Origin of the sequence: Alkalibaculum bacchi (assembly GCF_937875145.1) — a bacterium.
GTDB classification, from domain to species: domain Bacteria; phylum Bacillota; class Clostridia; order Eubacteriales; family Alkalibacteraceae; genus Alkalibaculum; species Alkalibaculum bacchi_A.
Genome location: NZ_CALNCS010000113.1, coordinates 1 through 3,363, shown reverse-complemented (window position 1 = coordinate 3,363; position 3,363 = coordinate 1). Strand labels below are relative to the sequence as shown.

Genomic DNA, 3,363 nt, shown 5'->3' with positions numbered 1-3,363 from the left:
TAAGACTTGACCCTAGCACTGGTGACTGAAGCCTGGCTGCTAGTAGCTAAAGTGCCAAAGGCACTTTCTTGTATACTAGAAAAGTCCTACTTTTGACCCTAGTTTCTGCCCAGTCATCCTGAGCGCAAGCGAAGGATCTTGACCCAAAAGGAATACCCAAATGCTAGTGACTAAAAACTAATAACTAGCGACTAATGGACAAAGTAAAAGGAGAAAATTGCATATGAAAAAAAAGGGCATCATCTTTGACATGGACGGAGTTATTATTGACAGTGAACCGTTACATTGTCAGTGTACGATTGAAACGCTTAAAGATTTTGGAGTAGAAATTACCTTAAGTGATATGGATAAGTATATAGGTGTTGCAGATCACGTAATGGTGGACTCTTTAATTAATGAATTTTCCATTAATGTAAGTAGAGATGAATTTTTAAAGAGGCAAGATGAAAAAAGATTAGTGGTATTTAATAAAGAAAGTATGGTTTCTGTTTCTGGTACCATAGAGCTCATTCAATACTTATACGACAATGGTCTTAAGCTCGGTCTAGCTTCCTCTTCGCCTAGATACTTTATTGAAATGGTCTTAAATAATTTTGATTTGTTAAAATACTTTACGATCATCGTAAGTGGTGAAGAATTAGAAAGAAGTAAACCCCACCCAGATATTTATTTAAAAGCAGCAGAGCAAATAGGAATTAGTCCTATAGATTGTGTGGCAATAGAGGATGCTAATGCTGGCGTTCGCTCCGCAAAAGCAGCGGGTATGTACACAATAGGATACCAAAATCCTAATTCTGGAGCGCAAGACCTGTCAGTGGCAGATGTTGTCATTCAAGATATGAAAGAGGTTTGTAAACTTTTTAAATTCTAAAGCAACTCTCCCAGTCATTCTAGAGCGCTAGCGAAGAATCTTAAGCCCAAGCTAACACCCCACGTCATGCTGAAGCGATAGGACGAAGGATCTCTAGGAATTATATAGACATATAAAAATATGTACAAATAGAAGATGAATTTGTTTTCAAATGAGGCTAAGTGAGATTCGCTCTGAATGGCGCCGCGTGCGCTTCGGGCACAGTAAGAATCTCACATATATAGCTAGGAACGCTAAAACAAGCTTAGCATCCAATTTAAAATAGGGGCTACGACTATTGCGGGGAGATAATTTGCTACTTTGATTTTTGTAATGCCTATAATGTTTAAGCCTAATGCTAAAATCATCAAAGATCCTGCGCAGGTTATTTCTGCAATGGCAGCATCTGTAAGAATAGGTTGTAAAAAACCAGCCAGCAAGACAATGGAACCCTGAAAAGCAAAGACGAAAGCTGCAGAGAACAAAACGCCGATGCCTAGGCTAACGGAGAGCATAGCAGAGGCAATAAAATCCAACAGTGATTTTGTAAAGAGCATTTCGTTGTCTCCTGTTAAGCCTGCATTCAAAGAACCTACTACAGTCATAGCGCCAATGCAAAAGAAGAGGCAACCAGTGACAAATCCCTCTGCTACAGAATGAGAATTACCTTCCGTTTTTCTGAAGCGATTTCCAACCCATTGACCAAGATTACTAATTTTCTGGTCTAAATCAATACCTGTCCCAATAATAGAACCAATGACTATAGAAATAATGAGAATTAAAGTGTTCTCACCTTGTAAAGCACCAGATACTCCTATGTATACAGTACATAAACCAATACCAATCATAACTGCATCTGTAAATTTTTCGGGAATTCCCTTTTTTAACAATAATCCAATAAGGCTACCAATAATTACTGTAGCTGTGTTGACGAGAACACCTATCATATTTTGTTCTCCTTTCTTCATTTACATATACCTAATATCATAACGGATTTCCAAAATGTGAGCAATATAATAATTGTTTTGCATAATTATTAACAAAGTAATAAAATGTCAAAAAAGTTTTAAGATGGGATAAATTTAAGATTTATTTAAGGTTTTTAGCATATAATAAATATATCATTACGATTATCCCCCTATAATAATCGAATGGATATGAAGGCGAGACTGCATATATGCATTCTCGTCTTTTCGTTTATAAAAAAAGTAATTGTTCAATTATGATTTAACTACTGTTCAACAATCGTTTAATATTTGTTAGTGACGTGATAAAATACTACATATCACCGAAGCATAGGAGTATTTTAATGAACTTAAAAGAAAAGATAAAGAACTTACCGTCCACACCAGGAGTATACTTGTACAAAGATTCTTTAAACAATATTATATATGTGGGAAAAGCAAGGAATTTAAAGAGAAGAGTAGGGAACTATTTTCAGAATTCAAAATCTCATTCATCAAAGGTAGAAAAACTAATAAAACATTTAAAAGATTTTGAGTATCGCCTTACAGATACGGAATTTGAGGCCCTACTTCTTGAATGCAGACTCATTAAAGAATATAAGCCAATGTACAATAGCCAGATGAATCGAACGCAGTCTTATACTTATATTCTCGTCCAAAAAGATAATCCTCTTCCTACAATTAAAAATACAAGAAATCCAATTGCTAAAGAAGAAGATCTTTTGTTTGGTCCTTATACGAGCAAAAATACCGTTGAAAAAGCCTTAGAAGATATCAAAGCGTATTATCAAATCTTGTGCAGTAATCCATCTATAAATAATCGTCTTTGTTTAAATTACTCATTAGGAAAATGTTTGGGGATGTGCTATAAAGATAAGGCAAAAGATGAATACAAAAGAAGAGTAGAAAAGATGATCTCATTATTAGAGGGAACAGATACCAGCATTTTAGAAGAGCTTAAAGAAAAGATGCGATCAGAGTCTATGGCCCAACATTTTGAAGCGGCAGCAAAGTATAAAGAAATATTAAATTCTGTAAATTATCTCATAAGCAAAGAAAAAATAGTTGATTTTGCGAAAGAGAACAAAAAGATAGGGATGATTGAAGATATAGAAGGTGGTTTGAAGCTCTTTCTCATTCAGGGAAATGCTATGCTTTTTAGCAAAAGATATCTTTTTAGTCACCAAAATCAAGAACAAATTCATGAAGATATTAAGACGAATATTTTATCTTGTTTTACTGAAGATGAGGCAAGCCCAAGTATTATTCTAAATAAAGATAATCTAGACGAAACTCAGATTATTTATAGTTATATAAACAAAAAAAGTAGTAAAACTATCGAAATTCATGATGATTGGCTTAATACTAAAAATCAAACAAAACTGGATGAAGGGGTTGCAAAGCTTTTAGAACAAGCTATAAGCTTGTCAAGTAATCTAAATAGTGATTTAAGTTAGCTCAAAATTTTATATTTAACCCCTAGCTCCCACCACGTCATCCTAGAGCAAGCGAAGAATCTAAAGACCCAAGCTCCTGCTTTGTCATTCT

3 protein-coding genes are annotated in these 3,363 nt (G+C 34.6%); 2 read left to right on the top strand and 1 reads right to left on the bottom strand.

The features are described 5' to 3' along the window. Positions 1-223: 223 nt before the first annotated feature. Positions 224-871 (top strand): HAD family phosphatase, encoded by a 648-nt coding sequence (locus tag Q7P22_RS07540; protein ID WP_113921123.1) that lies wholly within the window; start codon positions 224-226, stop codon positions 869-871. Positions 872-1,104: 233 nt separating this feature from the next. Here Q7P22_RS07540 and Q7P22_RS07535 read toward each other — a convergent pair whose 3' ends face one another. After that, on the bottom strand, positions 1,105-1,797 hold the full coding sequence (locus Q7P22_RS07535) for a DUF554 domain-containing protein (protein ID WP_303862629.1): 693 nt from the start codon (positions 1,795-1,797) through the stop codon (positions 1,105-1,107). Positions 1,798-2,159: 362 nt separating this feature from the next. Here Q7P22_RS07535 and Q7P22_RS07530 point away from each other — a divergent pair, with 362 nt between their 5' ends. Continuing rightward, positions 2,160-3,272, top strand: a complete 1,113-nt coding sequence (locus Q7P22_RS07530; RefSeq protein ID WP_303862627.1) for a GIY-YIG nuclease family protein — start codon at positions 2,160-2,162, stop codon at positions 3,270-3,272. Positions 3,273-3,363 lie beyond the last annotated feature (91 nt).

Coding starts and splice junctions, on each gene's coding strand:
- Q7P22_RS07540 (WP_113921123.1), top strand. CDS start 224: ATGAAAAAAAAGGGCATCATCTTTGACATGGACGGAGTTATTATTGAC.
- Q7P22_RS07530 (WP_303862627.1), top strand. CDS start 2,160: ATGAACTTAAAAGAAAAGATAAAGAACTTACCGTCCACACCAGGAGTA.
- Q7P22_RS07535 (WP_303862629.1), bottom strand. CDS start 1,797: ATGATAGGTGTTCTCGTCAACACAGCTACAGTAATTATTGGTAGCCTT.